Annotated in this window: 15 protein-coding genes, 1 tRNA gene and 1 riboswitch; of the genes, 7 read left to right on the top strand and 9 right to left on the bottom strand. The window is 35.1% G+C overall.

The window, feature by feature from the left end; translation table 11 throughout:
- Positions 1–428: 428 nt before the first annotated feature.
- From SUCMO_RS0108045 to SUCMO_RS0108030, 4 genes are all read left to right on the top strand, one after another.
- A complete protein-coding gene (locus SUCMO_RS0108045) occupies positions 429–947 on the top strand; it encodes a GNAT family N-acetyltransferase (protein ID WP_019880160.1) in 519 nt (172 codons plus the stop codon).
- 49 nt (positions 948–996) lie between these two features.
- Positions 997–1,551, top strand: coding sequence for a phosphoribosyltransferase family protein (locus SUCMO_RS0108040; RefSeq protein WP_019880159.1), 555 nt, complete (start codon positions 997–999; stop codon positions 1,549–1,551).
- Between the two features lie 65 nt (positions 1,552–1,616).
- Positions 1,617–1,692: transfer RNA gene (locus tag SUCMO_RS0108035), tRNA-Thr, on the top strand.
- Between the two features lie 538 nt (positions 1,693–2,230).
- Positions 2,231–3,274, top strand: coding sequence for a PocR ligand-binding domain-containing protein (locus SUCMO_RS0108030; protein ID WP_019880158.1), 1,044 nt, complete (start codon positions 2,231–2,233; stop codon positions 3,272–3,274).
- 168 nt (positions 3,275–3,442) lie between these two features.
- On the opposite strand, the gene SUCMO_RS0108025 is transcribed toward SUCMO_RS0108030, so the two are convergent.
- The 6 genes from SUCMO_RS0108025 to SUCMO_RS0108000 all read right to left on the bottom strand — a co-directional run bounded on the left by SUCMO_RS0108025 (position 3,443) and on the right by SUCMO_RS0108000 (position 10,329).
- A complete protein-coding gene (locus SUCMO_RS0108025) occupies positions 3,443–4,387 on the bottom strand; it encodes an oligopeptide/dipeptide ABC transporter ATP-binding protein (RefSeq protein WP_019880157.1) in 945 nt (314 codons plus the stop codon).
- Entirely contained in the window at positions 4,380–5,168 is a 789-nt protein-coding gene (locus tag SUCMO_RS0108020) for an ABC transporter ATP-binding protein (protein WP_019880156.1), read from the bottom strand. Before SUCMO_RS0108020 ends, SUCMO_RS0108025 begins: the two co-directional genes overlap by 8 nt.
- Before the next feature lie 37 nt (positions 5,169–5,205).
- Complete coding sequence (locus tag SUCMO_RS0108015) at positions 5,206–6,732, bottom strand: ABC transporter substrate-binding protein (RefSeq protein ID WP_051084579.1); 1,527 nt, start codon at positions 6,730–6,732, stop codon at positions 5,206–5,208.
- Positions 6,733–6,811: 79 nt separating this feature from the next.
- Positions 6,812–7,642 (bottom strand): nickel transporter permease, encoded by an 831-nt coding sequence (gene nikC, locus SUCMO_RS0108010; RefSeq protein WP_019880153.1) that lies wholly within the window; start codon positions 7,640–7,642, stop codon positions 6,812–6,814.
- A gap of 1 nt (position 7,643) precedes the next feature.
- Complete coding sequence (gene nikB / locus SUCMO_RS0108005) at positions 7,644–8,588, bottom strand: nickel ABC transporter permease (RefSeq protein WP_028953959.1); 945 nt, start codon at positions 8,586–8,588, stop codon at positions 7,644–7,646.
- A gap of 93 nt (positions 8,589–8,681) precedes the next feature.
- Positions 8,682–8,812: riboswitch (adenosylcobalamin (AdoCbl) riboswitch) on the bottom strand.
- A gap of 212 nt (positions 8,813–9,024) precedes the next feature.
- On the bottom strand, positions 9,025–10,329 hold the full coding sequence (locus SUCMO_RS0108000; RefSeq protein WP_019880151.1) for a Na+/H+ antiporter NhaC family protein: 1,305 nt from the start codon (positions 10,327–10,329) through the stop codon (positions 9,025–9,027).
- Positions 10,330–10,503: 174 nt separating this feature from the next.
- Here SUCMO_RS0108000 and SUCMO_RS0107995 point away from each other — a divergent pair, with 174 nt between their 5' ends.
- Together SUCMO_RS0107995 and budA are read left to right on the top strand one after the other, a co-directional pair.
- Positions 10,504–11,178, top strand: coding sequence for a uracil-DNA glycosylase (locus tag SUCMO_RS0107995; RefSeq protein ID WP_019880150.1), 675 nt, complete (start codon positions 10,504–10,506; stop codon positions 11,176–11,178).
- Between the two features lie 58 nt (positions 11,179–11,236).
- Positions 11,237–11,983, top strand: a complete 747-nt coding sequence (gene budA, locus SUCMO_RS0107990; RefSeq protein WP_156819273.1) for an acetolactate decarboxylase — start codon at positions 11,237–11,239, stop codon at positions 11,981–11,983.
- A 55-nt stretch (positions 11,984–12,038) separates the two neighbouring features.
- Here the strand turns inward: budA and SUCMO_RS0107985 are convergent, their stop codons facing one another.
- Positions 12,039–13,394: an anaerobic C4-dicarboxylate transporter gene (locus tag SUCMO_RS0107985; protein WP_019880148.1), complete on the bottom strand. Its 1,356-nt coding sequence runs from the start codon at positions 13,392–13,394 to the stop codon at positions 12,039–12,041.
- A 392-nt stretch (positions 13,395–13,786) separates the two neighbouring features.
- Between SUCMO_RS0107985 and SUCMO_RS0107975 the strand changes: the two genes are divergently transcribed.
- Positions 13,787–15,076, top strand: coding sequence for an SH3 domain-containing protein (locus tag SUCMO_RS0107975; protein ID WP_019880146.1), 1,290 nt, complete (start codon positions 13,787–13,789; stop codon positions 15,074–15,076).
- A gap of 116 nt (positions 15,077–15,192) precedes the next feature.
- Here the strand turns inward: SUCMO_RS0107975 and SUCMO_RS0107970 are convergent, their stop codons facing one another.
- Both SUCMO_RS0107970 and SUCMO_RS11030 read right to left on the bottom strand, forming a co-directional pair.
- Entirely contained in the window at positions 15,193–16,755 is a 1,563-nt protein-coding gene (locus SUCMO_RS0107970) for a DUF3369 domain-containing protein (RefSeq protein WP_019880144.1), read from the bottom strand.
- 26 nt (positions 16,756–16,781) lie between these two features.
- On the bottom strand, positions 16,782–19,265 hold the full coding sequence (locus SUCMO_RS11030) for a cache domain-containing protein (RefSeq protein WP_019880143.1): 2,484 nt from the start codon (positions 19,263–19,265) through the stop codon (positions 16,782–16,784).
- Between the last annotated feature and the right edge of the window lie 32 nt (positions 19,266–19,297).

Here is a 19,297-nt window from a genome sequence, read left to right as displayed (position 1 = left end):
GCTTATTAGTGGCTTATTTTTCACCAAATACTACAAAATATAACTAACAAACACCAAATGTTAATAGCGCGAAGCCTTGTATTTTAAGGCTCCGCATCATTAACAGCAAAAGACACCAAATCCAATTCCCGCATTCCCAAGCCGTGGGTCACGAGTTCGAATCTCGCCACCCGCTCCAAGTAAATTCAGCCTATACAGCTAATGTGTAGGCTTTTTTTATTTTGTTGCTCGAAAAAACCGCAGGTCATGCGTGCAACCCGCGTGCAAAAAGCCGTGTATCAATGGGTGCAGAGTGGGTGCAATAGTGGTAGTAAGCTGGGAGTAAATAGGCATAGTAACAAGCAATGATTATGATATACTATTAGGGCATTCAATAAATTAGCGAAAATTTATTAAAAGTTATTAGAAAATAAAGGATAGATTAAAATATGTGTGAACAAATAAATAAAAATTTTAAGATACGCTTTGCACAGGCAGCGGATAATAAATTGATTTTAGAATTAATAAAAGAGCTGGCTGGCTACGAAAAGTTGCTAGCAGAGGTTGTGGCTACGGAAGAAATACTGTATGATTCTCTTTTTGTGAAAAAACAAGCTGAAGTAATAATTGGCGAATACTTAGGTGAACCAGTAGCTTTTGCCTTATTTTTTCACAATTTCTCTACATTTTTGGGTAAAGCAGGAATATATTTAGAAGATCTATATATTCGCCCTGAAGTGCGTGGCAAAGGCTTAGGGAAAATAATGTTAGCTTATTTAGCAGAGCTAGCCATTAAACGTAATTGTGGTCGTCTGGAGTGGTGGTGTTTAGATTGGAATAAAAATTCGCTTGAATTTTATTACCAAATGGGCGCTAAAGCAATGGACGAATGGACAGTATATAGGTTAAGCGGTGAAAAATTAGCGGAACTTGCAGAAAAATATCATGTAAACTACAAGAATGATTAAAAATATGGTATAATTTTTTTCGTGAAAAAAGTAATAAAGTGGAGGACCAATGCAAAAAGGTTATGAAATAATTTTAGACCAAACAAAATATATATTACCAATAATCGAAGTTAGTCCAGGGGTGAAAATAGCTTTATTTGATACTATGTCTGATAGGAAGATGTTAGTTTCAGCTGTGAATGCTTTAAGTGCAAAAATTAAGGAAAAAATAGCAGGTGATTTTGATGTTATTGCTTCTTCGGAAAGTAAAGGAATACCATTAGCTTTTGCATTAGCAGAGAGGTTCGACAAAGATGTGGTGATATTCCGGAAAGAGCAAAAGTTGTATAATCCACAGGCAATATCGGAAAGTGTGCAAACGATAACTACGGGAAAGCAACAAAAACTTTGGTTCGATTTAGAGAAAAAAATCTTATTGGCAGAGAAAAAAGTTCTAATTGTAGACGATGTTGTTAGTTCTGGAGCCTCTTTAGCGGCTATGAAGCGCTTAGTAGAGAAATGTGATGGAAAAGTTTGTGGACAAGCTTTTGTTTTAGCTGAAGATGAGGCCTACAAGCGCGAAGATATAATTTATGCAGCGGTTATTCCGATAATGAAAGATTAAATGAATTTTTATAAAACACTTGACTGAAATTTAATTTAGGTGGATAATAATACTGCAATTATTTTGCTACTGTAGCTCAGTTGGTAGAGCAGCTGATTCGTAATCAGCAGGTCGCAGGTTCAATTCCCGTCAGTAGCTCCAAGTAAGTAAAGTCTGTATAGTGATATACAGACTTTTTTCTTTTTTGTGTATAGAAAACCATGGATTGTGCACATGGTTCCGAAAATCTTAAAGCTATACAATAGCGATAGTTGAAAATAAAGTACAAATATGGGAAAGGTCAAGTTTGTTGTAAAGGATACTATATTAACACAGGGGCAAGAAATAGAGAAACATAAGAAAAAAATGCTTTTAGAATGAAAATGGAGTTTTTTGTAAAAGAGTAAGGAATATAAGGGGAAGATGATTTTTATAAATAGGCTAAATCGGTTTAAATAGTTAAATAAATTATTATGATTGATATAAGGCTTGTTACTAGAAGTATTGTTTCATTTTTCGGAATATGCTACAATTAATTAAAATATTGACAACAAATTAGTTAGTTGGTACTTACTGAAAAGACTTATGTTTTTTAAAACGCCTACATTTCAAAATCCGAAACAGAAAGATTTATTTTCAAAGTAACTAAAACACAAAAAAAGTGTTTTTAGCTATAAAAAATAAGAGGAGTGCAAAGAGTATGATGCAAAATTCAAAAACAAAAAATATTCAAGATTTGCAAAACATTAAATTGACAGATGTAATTGATTTGGAGTTTTTGCAAAGATTTCAAGATGATTTTGCTAAGGGGGTTGGACTTGCTAGTGTAACTGTTGATACAGATGGCAATCCTGTAACTAAGCCAAGTAGCTATACAAGATTTTGCGATCATACTCATTCTACGGATTGCGGAGATAAGCGTTGTGCGGCTTCACATAAAAAAGGTGGAGAAGAAGCTGCTCGTTTAGGTCGACCTGTAGTATATGAATGTCACGCGGGTTTGATTGATTTTGCTGCTCCGATTTTATTAGAAGGAAGACAAATTGGTACTATTTTAGGGGGGCAAGTGCTAACAGAATTACCCGACGAAGCGAAATATCGTAGAATTGCTAAAGAAATAGGTGTAAATGAAGAGGAATATGTAAAATCGGTGCAAGATATTCGTAAGTTGTCTAAAGAGGGGATTGAAGCTGCGGCTAATGTATTATTTATAGTCGCTAATAATATGTCTAAAAGTGCTTACCAGCAACGCAAATTACAGTCAATATCTGATGTCTTAAATGATGGAATTGCGCAAATATCCTCAACCATGGAAGAAATGGCAGCTTCTGCAGGAACGGTTAGCGAAAATCAAAACAAATTGAATTCGGAAATAAAAAATGTAGATGTAGTTACAGCACAAATTAATCAAGTAATGGATTTGATTAAAGAGATTGCGGATCAAACTCGATTATTAGGATTAAATGCAGCGATAGAAGCAGCTAGGGCCGGAGAAGCTGGTTTAGGGTTTAGTGTTGTTGCACAAGAAATTCGTAAATTAGCCGAAGATTCTAAGCAAACAGTAGGTAAAATAAAAGAGTTTACCACTGTGATTCGGGATTCTGTAACTAAAACTGTAGTTATGGGTAACGAAACATCTTCGACGGTAGAACAACAAGCGGCGGCAATTCAAGAAGTAACCGCTAGCATTGAAGAAATTCATAGTTTAACAGAGCAACTGAATCATTTAGCTAATGAAAAGTAATAAGTTTAATTTTTTAAGTTGAAAAAAATCAAGGCTAGACACTTTGTAGCAAAAAAATACAACAGGGTATCATTACATGATAACCCTGTTGTATTTTAGCATTATGAGCAATTGAAAATAAGCAAATAGTTTTTTTAAAAGACAATATTTTAAAGTTGAAGAAGTAGGTTAAATTAAATGGCAAGCAGCTTGATGCCCAACTTTAATTTGCTTTAAAACAGGTGGTTCGCTACTGCAAATTTCTTGGGCAATGGCACAACGACTTTGGAAAGGACAGCCTTTAGGTAAATCTATAGGACTAGGGATATCACCTTCCAGGGGTTCAATTATTTTGGTGTTAGAAGTAAAAACAGATTTTATCAAGGCTTTAGTATAAGGATGTAGAGCATCTGCCGATAGTTCATATTTTGTGTTATCGAGCATTTCTACAATATTGCCTAAATACATTACCGCTATTTTATGAGAAAAGCTATTTACTAAAGCTAGATCATGGCAAATAAACAAATAGGTTAGCTGTTTTTCACGTTGCAATTTTGCTAGTAACTCACAAATTGTATTTTGTACAGAAACATCTAGAGCTGAAGTCGCTTCATCAAAAATTATAATTTCTGGCTCTAGCGATAAAGCACGAGCTATACCGAGACGTTGGCGTTGTCCGCCACTCATGCTATGAGGATAGCGGTCTTTAAAGTCAGGTGGAAGCTCAACTAAAGTCAATAACTCGCTAGCTTTGTTGTCAACATCAGCTTTTTTAATTAAATTAAAATTCAACAAAGGCTCACAAATAATATCTTTTACTTTCATTTTAGGGTTGAAAGAAGATGAAGGATCTTGAAATACCATCTGTAGTTTGCGACGAGATTGCCTTGCGGCTTCACCGCTTAAGTTTAAGATATTAACACCATCTAAGATGATTTCGCCGCCATTGGCTGGAAATATTTGGGTAAGAGTGCGCATTAAAGTAGTTTTACCGCAACCACTTTCGCCAACAATGCCTAAAGTTTGCCCTTTGGTCGCTGTTAGGGAAATGTTATTACAAGCAGTAAGTGTTTGACCTTGCTCATTTAAGAACTTTTTGGTTAAACCTTTTATCTCTAAAATTGTATTAGACAAAACGTTTTCCTCCAATTTCAATTACTGAATCTAAAAGTTTTTGCGTGTATTCATGTTGAGGGTTTTTTATTACTTGCTCGCAGGAACCACTTTCAACAATAACTCCATTTTTCATTACGATAATTTTATCGGCCATAAAAGAAGCGACCCCGATATTATGCGTAACAATTATTATGGCGGTACTGAATTCTTTCTTTATATCCATCATTTGCCGAACTATTTGGGCTTGGGTAGTAACATCCAGAGCGCTAGTTGGCTCGTCGGCTAATAGTATTTTGGGATTAAAGGTAAGTGACATAGCAATGCCCACACGTTGGCGCATTCCTCCAGATAACTCAAACGGGTAAGAAGACATTATATTCTCAGGATTAGGTAAATGCACTTTAAGAAGCATTTCTGTAGCTATTGTATAAGCTTGATTTTTATCTAGATTAGGAGCATGATTTAAAATATAGTCTATGTATTGAGTACCTATTTTACGAATAGGATTAATCATATTACCTGTATCTTGAAAAATCATGGAAATATCATGGCCACAGAGGGCACGATTTTGTTTAGGCGTGTTTTTTAGAATATCAACGCCGTTAAACAAGATGGAACCGTTTGTAACTGTTGCTGCTGTAGGCAGGCAAGACATGATCGCTCTAATCAAGGTTGTTTTCCCACTACCGCTCTCGCCAACTATGGCAATAACTTCCTGCTCTTGCAGTTCAAGATTAACATTTTTAACAGTTGCATTACCGTTATAGCTAATATCTAAATCCGAAATTTTTAATAACATAGTTTTATAATTATCCTTTCGTAAATGGTAATATAAATTATTTTGCTGGTTTTATGTCTTTAGTGATCCAATAGTAATCAGCAGGTAAAATTTCAGCGCCAACGATATTAGTACTGTTAATCATATTAGTCTTAGGATAGCCAAAGAAAATTGCAGCGGCATCATCCATAAGAATTTGCTCCATACTTATAATTAAATCTTTTCTTTTGGCTGCATCGAATTCGATCGATAAGCTATCGCTTAAGGCATCATATTTAGGATTGCTGTAGCCTGCGCCATTTTGTGGGTTGCTACCGTTAATATTTGTCTTCCAATACCAATTCATATATATTTCAGGATCACCAGTGTTAGCAGTAATTATATTAGAAATTATTAGGTCAAATTCACCGCGTTGCCCCATACCGTCAAGAACATTGTAGTCAACATTTTTTAATTTAATGTCAAAGCCTACCTTTTTAGCATCAGCTTGAGTTGCTTCAGCAAAAATTGGCAATTCTGCTCGACCACTGTAATATACAAAGTTTAGAGTCAAAGGTTTTCCATCTTTATCAAGAATGCCGTCGCCATCACTATCTTTCCAACCCGCTTCTGCAAGTAATTTTTTAGCGCGCTCTACATTATATGCATTTTTATCAACTAGTTTATTAAAACCATAATCAAGAGAAGGTGGAATTGGCGCTTTCCCAGGAATGAAAGTATTTTTCAAAAGCACTTTACTGTAAGTTTCTCTATCTAGACTTGAAATTAAGGCCTCACGCACACGTTGGTCACTTAAAGGGTGTCCAGTAGCAACATTTAAGCGCGCTAAAGCTGTACGCAAAGAGGCAATTTCCGTTATATTATATTTGTCCTTTTTATTAAATAAAGACAAATCCCCAGGGGCAATATTTACAGCCATATCAACTTCACCAGATTGCAGGGCCATAGCTCTGGTATTGGCATCATCAATAGAAGGAATTTCAATGGTTTTAAAAGGCACGGTTCCATCCCAATAGTTAGGATTAGCTTCCATTATGGACTTAGCTTTAGTAAAAGATTTAACGACATAAGGACCAGTACAAATTGGACCTTGTTTAGCATAATCCCGATCTTTGACGCTGGTGTCGATAATTACAAATAATGGATCGGCAAGCATCCCAGGTAATCCCGGGCAAGGTTTGGTAGTTTTTATAACTAAAGTTTGCCCATCAGCAGTTATTTCAGCATATTCGAAAAAAGTTTTAGCGCGATTAGATTTAGCAAATACCCGCTCAAGAGAACTTTTTACAGCTGCAGCAGTTAATTTGTTGCCATTAGAAAATTTAGATTTATCATTAATTTTAAAAGTCCAAGTTAATTTATCCGGGCTGATTTGCCAACTTTCAGCCAGCCAAGGAGTATTATTCATTTGTTTATCAAATTTAACTAAACATTCACCTAGACCGTAACGAACTACTACCCAGGCAAAATAGTTATCTGTAGGTTCTAGACTATCGGCAAAATTGGTTACAGCAAATTTCAAGGTATCTTTGTTGGCAGCTTTATTTTTATCGCCGCCACCACAACCGAGAACAGATAAAGACATAAGACCAATACAGGTGATTGCTAAAGCTTTTTTTAAATTTTTACACACAAAAAACACTTCCTTTGTTTTTATAAATATTTTAATCTTCTTGGCGGGGGTCTAAGACATCACGGAGGCTATCGCCCCAAAGATTTAAAATTACTACAGTAACTAAAATTGCTAAACCGGGATAGAGCATTAACCAAGGCGCAGTTTGCAGTTGTTGGCGGCCTTCATTAAGCATTAAGCCCCATTCGGGAGTAGGTGGTTGGGCACCAAAACCCAAAAATGATAGACCTGCTAACTCCAGCATCATACTGCCAATATCAGTTGCAGCGGTAATAATCATTAATGGAAGAATATTGGGGGCAATATGCGTCCAAAGAATATGCGTTGGTTTGCCACCATTAATAATAGCGGCCTCAATAAAGTCGCGCTTTTTTATTTTTAAAACTAAGCTACGGGCTAAACGAGCATATTTAGTCCAGCTAACGATAGTTAAGGCGATAATTGCATTAGTTAAACTACCGCCCATAATTCCAGCTACAGCAATCGCTAAAATCATCCCTGGAAAAGAAATCATAATATCAGAAATTCGCATAATTACAATATCAATTTTTCCACCAAAATAGCCAGAAATAACTCCTAAGCTAGTGCCGATAATAAATACACTGGTAACTAAGGCTAAAACAGCAGTTAAGGAGTATTTAGCTCCGTAGAGAATACGCGAAAAACAATCACGTCCTAGTTTGTCCGTTCCGAATAAATGTTCTGCCGAAGGGGGTTGAAATGCATTTTGCAAGGTTGCATCAATTGGATTATAGGGAACAATTAGGGGGGCTGCTAGGGCTGTTGTAAATAATAAAACGGTAAGAATTGTATAAATTGCAAAAGGACGATTAGTTTTAAAACCAATTAATAATTTATCCATTTTAGTTACCTCCTTTTTTTAAGCGAGGATCGAGATAACTATAGGAAAAATCAACTAGAAGATTAATACACATATAAATTAAAGCAATCCAGAGAACGATACCTTGAACTAAATTAAAATCACGGTAGGTTATTGCTTCCACAGCTAAACGACCTAAGCCAGGCCAAGAAAAAACTATTTCAATAACGGCTGCTCCGCCTAATAAAGAGCCAAGAGACAGACCTAAAAGGGTAACTAAAGGTAGCATGGCATTAGGCAGAACTTCTTTAAATAAAATATGTTTTTCGCTTAAACCACGGGCACGGGCACCGATAACATAGTCTTGATTAAGTTCTTCTAAAATTGCCGTTCTGACTTGGCGGGTATATTTAGAGGACATCGCAATTCCTAAGGTTAAGGTCGGTAAGATAATTGTATCTAAGGCAACGCGACTGCCGACAATAGGTAGCCACCCTAAATGTAGTCCAAATAACCAAAGTAACATTAGTCCTAACCAAAATCCAGGAATAGAAATGCCGAAGAAAGTTAGAAAACGAACTGCAGCATCAAAAAAGCCATTACGTTTTACTGCCGCGAGAACTCCTAGAGGGACAGAGACTACTAGCATGAAGCCTAGAGACGCTAAGGACAAGAAGCAGGTAGCTGGTAAGCGTTCCCAAAGTATTGTGGTAACTGGTAATTTGGCCATAAAAGAATAACCAAAATCGCCGCTCACCGCTTTTTCTAACCAGGCAAGATACTGAAAAATAAAGGGTTTGTCTAAACCGAGTTCATGTCTTAGAGCTTCCACTTCTGCTTCAGTGATGAATAAGTCTTCGCCACCGGTGATCATTTGTTTGACAGGATCGCCAGGTGAAAACATAGTTAAGGCAAAAGTTAAAAAGCTAATTCCCAGCAAAACCAATAATATTTGGCCAATTTTATAAAGTAATTTTTTTTTCAAAATAAACCTCCTTAGAAAATATAAAAATAAAAATCTCCTGTTGCTATAGTAAGCAGCAGGAGATTTTAAATTACAAGGTAAAAGCAATCATAAATCAAGCTGCTTTCCCGTCACTCGCAGGCAAAGCACTAAAATTAAAGGCAGCGATCTGACTTACACAAAATTGTGTTTACAGTGGCGTGACCGTGTCGGATTTACACCGAACTTCCCTTGATTTAAGCCTAATTAGGCACCTTTAACTATAATATTATGTTTTAAGAAACTAAATAAGATAAGGACATTTTAGCATATACCAGATATATAGTAAAGCTGGAAATTACTTTTTGTAAAAAACACAAATATTTTTGTAAAAAAAGCAACAAAATAATAAAAATTATTTTACTGATGTAACTTATTTAGCTTAAATATAGTGTCAAATGGAGACAGTGATGATGAATTGTTAGGTGTTTTTTTTGCTGATAATATTTATTAAAGCAAATATTCCCATTAAAATTGGATAGAATAAATAAGGCAGAATTTCAATGGGGGCAAGGGTTAAGCCCACAGCAGTAGCGCCAGCACTAGCATACAATAGTTGGGCTCCATAAGGAATAATCCCTTGCCAGACAGAAGTGAAAATATCTAAAAGTGCCGCTGTACGGCTCGGAGAAAGTTTATATTCATCAGCGATATCTTTTGCAATTGGACCAGCCATAACAATGGCAATAGTGTTATTGGCAGTTGAAATATCTACCAAGGAGCTAAGCGCAGCGATACCTAGTTCAGCACCTTTTTTGCTGCGAACACGGTTTTTTATGGTCGTAAGTAAATAATCAATCCCACCATTTTCTTTAACTAAACCAATGATTCCAGCGACAACAATTGAAATAACGGTTATATCATACATACTCATAATTCCACCAGTACCGTCTTTGCCGCTCGCGATAACGGAAAAAATATTACTTGCAGCAATCGAATTAGTAAACACACCTATTATAATAGATAAAATTGTGCCTGCGATTAAAATTAAAAAAACATTTAATCCGGATAGTGCACCAACTAGAACTACTAAGTAAGGCAAGATTTTCAGTAAATCATAGTTTAAGTTTTCACTAATGCGATAATTAGCATTCCAAGCTAAAAAAAGAAATAAAGCGATAGTTATAATTGCAGCTGGCAGGACAATAAAGAAATTTTCTTTGAATTTATCTTTCATGGCACAGCCTTGTGTACGAGTGGCAGCGATTGTGGTATCAGAAATCATTGATAAATTATCTCCAAACATTGCACCGCAAACTACTGCGCCAATGCACATTGCACCGAGAAAGCCGGTTTTTTCGCTGATGCCTACGGCAATAGGGGTTAAAGCTACTATGGTTCCTACAGAAGTGCCCATTGCCAAAGAAATAAAACAGGCAATAACAAACAAGCCCGCTACGGCTATTTTGGCTGGTAAAATTGATAATCCTAAGTTTACAGTGCTTTCTACACCACCAGCAGCTTGCACAGCCCCAGAAAATGCTCCTGCTAAAATAAATATTAGACACATAATCATAATGTTTTCATTGCCCATGCTTTTGGCAACAACTGCAAGTTTTTGGTTGAAGTTAAGCCGGCGATTTTGTAAAAATGCAATAACTAAGGCAATTAAAAAAGCAACAATTGTCGGTAGTGCATAGAAACTATTTGCAATAATCCCGCTACCGATAAATAACAAAAGAAAGACGATAATAGGCATCAAGCCACTGAAATTTCCTTGGTTCATATATTAGTCCTTTCATTAAAATGTTTACCTATAAAAAACAAAACAAAATTATTGTAACATAAAATTAGGGTGACTGCCAATTTACTTTTGAACACCTTTGATAAAGTAAGCTATTGTAAAATATGATTTTCAATAGTAAAATTTAGCATAGTAGGTTAGGAAGGAGCAGTATGAATGGCGAAAATAAATAATGATTGGTTAACTGTAATTGGCGAAGAATTTGAAAAGCAATATTATTTGAATTTAAGACAGGTTTTAATAAAAGAATACAATAGTAAAGTTATTTATCCAATAGCTGAAGATATATTCAACGCCTTTCACTTTACGCCTTTAGAGAAAGTAAAAGTTCTGTTAGTGGGGCAAGATCCTTATCATAATCCAGGTCAAGCCCATGGGCTTAGTTTTTCCGTAGCACCTAAAGAAACAATTCCGCCTTCTTTGATGAATATTTACAAAGAATTACAAACAGATTTAGGCTGTTATGTTCCCAATAATGGTTATCTTGAAAAATGGGCAAAACAAGGAGTTTTATTGTTAAATACAGTGTTAACAGTACGAGCGCACCAAGCAAACTCGCATCAAGGATTGGGGTGGGAATTATTTACTGATGCGGTAATTAAGGCTGTAAATAAAATAGAACGTCCTGTAGTTGTTTTCTTATGGGGGAGACCAGCCCAACAAAAAATTTCATTGTTAAATAATCCTAAACATTTGATTTTGCAAGCGCCTCATCCAAGTCCACTATCAGCATTTCGAGGTTTTTTTGGGTGTAAACATTTTAGCAAGGCTAACGAGTTCTTAACTAAGCATGGTTTAGAGCCTATTGATTGGCAAATTGAAAATATCTAAAAATGATAACAAGGAAGTGAATGTATTGCAAAAAAAATGTTTTAAATTAATAATAGTTATGTGTTTAGTATTTTTAAATTTTAGTTGGGCGGAGGCCAAAGAGCTAAAAAGTTTGTACCAAGTCTCGACTATAAATGCCTTGTTGAGTGGTCATTATGACGGGGAAATAGATATGCAGACATTAAGTAAATATGGAGATTTTGGCATAGGAACTTTCGATAAATTAGATGGAGAAATGATTTTTTTAGATGGACAGGTTTATAAAGTAAAAGCAAGTGGAAAAGTAGAACTTGTAGCTAATAAAGTAAAAACTCCCTTTGCCGCAGTAACTTATTTTACCCCTGAGATTAGTCGGGTTATTTTTAATGTGGAAAATTATGAACAGTTGCAAACTAAATTAAATGAAGTAGTAAGTGATAAAAATTATTTTTATGCTATTAAAGTATCTGGGGATTTTAAAGAAATAAAAACAAGAAGTGTGCCTAGTCAAGAAAAACCATATAAACCCTTGGTTGAAATAACTAAAAACCAACCTGTTTTTGAATATAAAAATATAAAGGGCACAATTTTAGGATTTTATTGTCCAGCATATGTTGCAGGAGTGAATGTTCCAGGTTATCATTTGCATTTTCTGTCGCAAGACAAAACTAAAGGGGGGCATTTATTAGCGGCTAGTTTGGGTAAAGCACAAGTTGAAGTTTGTAAAATAGACAAATTTACGATGCAATTACCTCGGGAAAATAAGCTGGAAAAGTTAGAACTCCTAAAAGATTATTCTAAAGAATTACTTGTGGTAGAGAAGTAGTATAAAAAGAGGTAAGATAGAATTCTATCTTACCTCTTAAAATTTTGGAATTTCATTAATATAAAATTTTTACTAAAATATAACCTACACTGCAACCAGTGAAAATTCCGATTAATCCAGGGATGATAAAGCTATGATTAATTACAAACTTACCAATTCCAGTGGTACCAGAGCGGTCAAAGCCTATGCAGGCTAAGTCTGATGGATAGGTAGGAAGAATAAAATAACCATAACAAGCCGTTATAAAGGAAACAATAACTAAAGGACTTACGCCAACACTAAGAGCCATGGGCACAATAATTGCTAAAGCTGCAGCTTGTGAATTTACTAATTTGGAAACAAGTAATAAAACTACAGCATACAGCCAAGGATAAGCTATAACAATTTGGCCTAAAGATTTTTTGAGTAAGGGTAAATACGCCCCAAAATAAGTGTCTGCCATCCAAGCAACACCATAGACAGAAACAACAGCAATAGTTCCAGCTTTAAACACTGAACCGTTGGTTACATCAGCAACTTTAACTTTGCAAGCAATCATGATTAGTGCTGCAATAAAAAGCATTGCTATTTGGATGGTAAGGGTCATAGACAGTGGTTTTAAAGCGCCTTTTGCATTAGGAAAATGCGGTAGGAGTTCAGGGAAACTACCGAATAAAGCAATAGCCGCAATGCCGGCTAAAAAAATTCCCGTAGCCAAATAAGCGGAAGAAGGCAGTTTTTGATCGGCTAAAGTTGCAATAGTGCTATTTTCGGAAGTTCCATATATATAAGCTTTTTGCTCAGGATCAGCAATTTTAGCTTGGAAAACAGGATCATTATCTAAGTCTTTGCCACGACGAATACTCCAGAGACTGGCAACTAAAACGCCACAAAAACTAGCTGGAATAGAAACAGAAAGAATTTCGATAACCCCGAAATGAATTGGCGATTTAGCTAACATAGCAACTACAGATACAACTGCAACAGAAGCAGGAGAGGCACAAACCCCCATTTGTGAGGCAATAGAAGCAGCAGCCATAGGACGTTCAGGGCGAATATTTTGTTTAATCGCAATATCATAAATTATTGGAAATAACGTATAAACAATATGTCCTGTTCCACAAAGAACAGTTAAGAACCAAGTTGTCATTGGGGCAAGTATTGTTACATACTTGGGGTTACTCCGCAAAAATTTCTCTGCGAATTTAAGCATTACATCCAAGCCTTTAGAGGCTTGTAAAAAACCAGAACATGTAACAACCGCCATAATTGTTAACATTACATCGATAGGTGGTTTACCTGGAACTAAGCCTAACACAAATGTGAAGATAGTTAAGCCAATACCAGATACAACTGCTAGTCCTAAGCCACCGAAACGCACGCCTACGATTAAGCAAGCAATTAGAACTAGAAAGCCTAAAAACATGGTCATAAAAAATACACTCCTCTTTAACTTTTAAATTTAAAATCAATTAGCAACACTGAAATATTTTGCATAATTGATTATTATATCTAATTTTTAAAAAAATTAGATATAATAATCTTTATAGTTTTGAATTTAAGTATTGCAATTTTTAGAGGAGTATATCTGGTATGAAAAAACGAAGTACTGAGATGACAATATATAATTTACAACAAAATATTAAATTTGGCAAGAGAGATAGAAAAGTATACAAGAATACAAGAATATTTTCTGGGAAATAGCTTATTTTTAGTTTAAGTGGAAAATATTATGGTATTAATAATTATAAATTTAATAGTATTGTTAGCTTGATAATTTGCAAATAGAAATATATAATATTTCGTTGATAGGAGGAAGATAATATGTTAAAAATAGTGGTTATTAGTCTAGTTTTCATGGGGATAATTATTTCTAACAATAGTCTTGTTGTCGCGGAAAAAATAGATTTAAAAGTTTGGTTAGAACAGGAAAGTTTGAATGAAATTGTTTTAGAGAAGGAGGAGATAAAAAGCTATAATTATTTAATTCAACAGCTACAAGTTGGCGATATGCCAAATTTAATAGAATATCCTAAATACTTAAACAGAGAAGAGGTAGTTCGCTATTTGAGTGCGGCGGAAATGCCTAGAGAAGAACTTTATCGGCGAGGAGAATTGATAAATGCAGGTTGGAAAGCAAATTTAGAATTGCAAAGAAACATCGAAAATTTGCCAGCGACAGTAATGATTAAATATGCAGTAACTATTAGACGCAGTAATATAAGAACTTTCCCGAGCGATGAAGCTGTATATGAAAGTAAAAACGATTTGGAATTTGACTTATTTCAAGAAACAGCAATAGATCCAAGTGAAGCTGTAATAGTACTATGGCAAAGTAAAGATTTAAATTTTTATTTCGTGCAAACTAAAAATTATCGTGGATGGGTAAACAGTAGAGATTTGGCAATAGCTAAAGATAAAAATGATTGGTTAAAGTATGCGAACCCAGATAAATTTTTAATTGTTACAGAGCCACTTTTGAAGATGATGAATTTAAAAGAAGAATTACTTTGGCAGATGGGGAGTAAAATAATTTTGACTAAAAAACCCAAAGGTTCTGAGTATGAAATTATTTTACCAAAACGAGATAATCAGGGTTTTTTGCAAGAACAGCGTAAAAAAATACGCCTTCAGGGTGTAAATGAAGGTTATATTGCTTATAATAGAGCCAATATCATAAGGCAAGCTTTTAAATTTCAGGGAGAACCTTATGGTTGGGGTGGTTTACATGATAGTGTAGATTGTTCTAGCTTTATTGAAAATATATATCGTACGGTTGGCTTACAATTACCACGTAATGCTGACCAACAAGAAACTGCTAGTGCTAGTATTGTTTGTTTGAATAATAAGTCTAACGCCGATAAAGTTGCTTTGATAAAAGGCTTACCCCCAGCAACAGTACTGTTTAAGGATGGACATACAATGTTGTATTTGGGAGAGAAAGGTGAAAAACAATATGTTATTCATGCACTTGGTAGTCAAGGCAGATATAATGCTCAAGGTGAAATAGTAAGGCTTCCAATTATGAAAGTTGTTGTTACCGATTTAGATATTTTAATGCGCACTGGTAAATCTTTACTAGAGACCTTGACTACAGCTGTAGACTATCGTTGATAGGAATAATTAAAAAAGAAAAAACACAGGTATCCAACTAAAATAAATGCAGAACATGAAGCATGAATTAATATGCTCTATAATTTTAGCAATTTATTTTTGGAATACCTGTGTTTTTAATCTGGTAATTTACGATATATGTCTAGAAATTCATCTAAATTTGCTAGAAACAAATCAACTAATTGAGGGTCGAAATGTTTTCCTTTTTCTTGTTGAAGTAGTTCAATAATTTCTGATAGTGGCCAGGCCTTCTTATATACTCTATCGCTATGTAGAGCATCAAAAACATCTATTAAAGCAGTAATGCGGCTAAAAATATGTGTTTCAGAACCATTAAGCTTTTGAGGGTAACCAGTGCCATCGAATTTTTCGTGATGTTGATAGGCAATCATCGCAGCAGTTTGCAAAATAGCGCGTGGGGATTTTTTCATAATATAATAACCGATTTCACAGTGGTTTTGCATTATAGAAAATTCTTCAGCAGTCAGTTTCCCCGGTTTGTTTAGGATGCTGTCGGGAATAGCTAATTTACCAATATCATGCATTGGCGAAGCCATGCGCAAGAGAGCAGCCTCTTCGGAACTCAGACCATACTTTAATGCCAACAGCCAGCAACATTCAGCAACGCGTTTTACGTGATTGCCAGTTTCTTGAGAACGAGCTTCAGCAGCTTCACCTAGAGTGTAAATACAATCTCGTTGTGTCTCTTCAATTTCCCTACTTAATTCCAAGTTGTCAAAAGCTATGCAGATATTTACACAAAAAATATCGATTAAATTTTGATCAAATTCATCAAGGTTTTTACTGCTTTCCAGATAAAGAATTCCATCTGAACCTTGCTTACTCCTAAATAAAACATAGCTAGTTCCTTTGTGAAAATTACAATTGTTGCTTGCAAATATCGCTTCAATTTCACTATTAATTTTGGCTGGTAAAACAGAGGAAATTGGTAGACCGATTACTTTATTAAATTGACCAGTGCCGGCAAGAACTAAAAAATCGGTAGTTCTTTCACGAGTGGCAATTAGACCTTGGGGATGAACACAAAGTGCAGTACCATTAATATTTAAGAGGGCTGCTAATTGTTCAAGAACACCTGTGGCGAATTTTTTAATAGATTGGATGGCGAAAATTGTTGCTGTCGCATCTAAGATTTTTTCCAAACCTAGCTTACTATAATTAATCCGCTCTAAATCTTGATAGGAGCGCAAAGCAGTAATCATGGAGCTATACAGTTTTCTGGCGGTCAGTTCCGTTTTTTCTTTATAGTCATTTATATCGTATTCTAAGATGACTTTTTCTTCAGGGGCTTGTCCAGGCTGGCCAGTTCGTAAGATAATTCGCACTATACGATTCTCTAAATTATAACGAATATATTCGGCTAACTTTAGGCCAGCATTATCTTCTTCCATGACAACATCTAAAAGTATTACGGCAATATCAGGATGAGCAGTTAAAATTGTTTTAGCTTGAGCAGCTGAGAAAGCGCTAAAAAACTCGATGCTTTTATTGGCGAAGATCAAATTGCTTAATGCTAATTTAGTAATGCTGTGGACAGCTTCTTCATCATCTACAATTAAAACTTTCCAATGATTCCCCAATTCTGGGAGTTTGTTTTGGATAGGAGATTTTTCTTTTAAAAGCCAGTCATCCATGCTAGTCGTAGAATTTGAATCCATATTCTTGCCTCCTAAGTTGGGGATATTTAAACTGGAAAAGTTATTTTAAAACTAGTTCCACTACCGACAGTGCTGGAACACTCTATATTACCTAAAAAAGTCTGCTTAACAATATTATAAACAATGTGCATTCCTAATCCAGTCCCCCCTTCACTTCTTTTAGTGGTGAAAAAAGGATCGAAAATTTTTTGGCGAACGCTTTCAGACATACCCTTACCATTATCGGAATATATTAAAATAAAGTTCCGATTTTCAAGTTTAAAACTAATATCAATTCTAGGTGAAATTGATTTAGCATCGAAAGCATGAATTAAAGAATTATCTAGCAAATTGGTTAAAATCTGTCCTAAAGACCCGGGACAACTACATATTTCCAAGTTAGGATCGCCATCAATGTTGACAAGTAAACTGGTATTTTTGAATTTAGGTTTTAAAGTTAAAAGAATTTCGTTTAAGTACTCATTTACAATGAAATTTCGCTTATTTTCGTTAGACTGGTCAACGGAAACTTTTTTAAAACTGCTTATAAGATTAGCGGCTCTATTTAAATTGGAAAGAAGAATCGCCAAAGATTGTTCTGAATCGTTTAAATAAATTTCTAATTCTTCTCTTGATAGGGAGCTTTTTTCATAACTGCTATTAAGTTTTTTATTTAAATCAGACAAATAAGAAGCTGCCGTAACACTAACTCCAATCGGCGTATTAACCTCATGTGCAATACCAGCAACTAAACTACCTAAGGAAGCCATCTTAGCAGATTGAACTAACTGTTCTTGCGTTAGTTGTAATTGTTCTAAAGTATGTGAAAGCGTTTCGTTCATAGAGCGTAATTCTTGATTTACTGCGGTTAATTCTTGTGTTCGCAGGTCTACTTTGATTTCTAAATCTTCTTTAGCAGCTACTAATTGGGCGTTAATTTCTTTGGTTGTTGTAATATCATGCCAAACTTGAAGAAAATATTCTTCGCCAGCAATTGTAAATTTTTCGACAGAACAAAGGCCCCAACGAGTATCGCCAGTTTTAGTTTGCCAACATACTTCAACGTTGCGGACGATTTCTTGGTTGTCAAGCATTGCTAAAATATTGTCTCGCTCCTGCATAGAAACCCATAGTCCGATATCGATAGCAGATTTACCGATTACTTCCTGAGGAGTATAGCCAAAAGTTCGATAAAAAGAGTCGTTTAGTTCGAGATATTTCTGGGTTCTGGCATTGATAATTGCGACAATATCAGCGGCGTGATGGAAAGCTTTGGAGTATTTTTCTTCGGAAAAAGCTAAAGTGTTTTGAACAGCTAGTTTTTCTTGTATTTCTTTTCTTAAAAGAAAGTTTTTCGTTTCTAGTTCTTGCATCATAGTTTTCAAATTTACAATCATTTGGTTGATACTAGCTTCTAAAAGTCCAATTTCATTTTTTTCACCACTAGGATTTACAGCAACATTAAAGTTGCCACTAGCTACTATTTCGGTAGTGGTTACAATATTTGTTAGGGGTTTAGTTATACGTGTTGCAAATTTGTAAGTTGAAAAAATTGAAATTACTAAAACCAAAAATCCGACTAAAGAATTCTTCCAAGCTACAGTTTTAAGAAAGGCAAAGGCGGTATTCTTTTTTTGGACCATAATTAAGTTCCAAGGATCAGAGTTTCCAGGTAAAGGGATGCTACGATAGGCACAGATGTATTCATCACCATTAAAATCGGTATATTCACCTAATCCAGTTTTACCTTGCATAACATTATCAATTATAATTTTTAATTTTTCAGGGATCTTAAAATCAATTTCTTCTGTTAATTCGTAGCCTCGATCATCTCTTAAGGGAATTCCATTGGCATCCTTGCGCAGACTGAATTTTTTTTGTGTTTTATAGTTATATATTTCATAAACTTGTTTTTTATCAGGATGGACGACTACAAAGCCAGAACCGTCTAAAATGTAGGCATAACTTCCAGGTCCGGAATTGTATTTTTCGACCATGGGCTGGAGGGTTTTGGTTTCGATATCTGACATAAGTACGCCAACTAAAGCTTCTTTATCATAAATACCATGAATCATTGTGATAATAGCTGTATTGGAAAAAACCGAATAATAAGAGTGCCCAATATAATCTTTTTTTTCAACAAGAAATTTTTTGAACCACCAACGATCAGAGCGATTAGCGGGAACTCCACTAGAACGAGCTACTTGATCGCCATTGAGAGAGTGCGTGGCAAACAATTGAAAAAAAGGATAGTGTTTTATAGAATCTTCGAGCATTATAGATTGCTTTTCTGGTATAAAATTTATAATGTCTGGGTTTTCAGATAACTCAAAGCTTATATTATAAGCTTTTTCCATATATTGCCTAATATTAGCTGCAAGACTTTCGGCCATAATAGAGTTTGTTTCACGAATATGCTGTTCGAAATCATTGGAATTTAGATAAAATGAAACAGACATAGAAGTTGACAAAGTTAAAATGACCATAACCGAAACTATAATTATTAGCTGAGAACGGAGCGATTTTAACATTTTCACCACCTCCTAGATGTCTATCAGACTGT

This window comes from Succinispira mobilis DSM 6222 (assembly GCF_000384135.1).
GTDB classification, from domain to species: Bacteria; Bacillota; Negativicutes; order Acidaminococcales; family Succinispiraceae; genus Succinispira; species Succinispira mobilis.
This window is presented reverse-complemented; position numbering and strand designations above follow the sequence as displayed.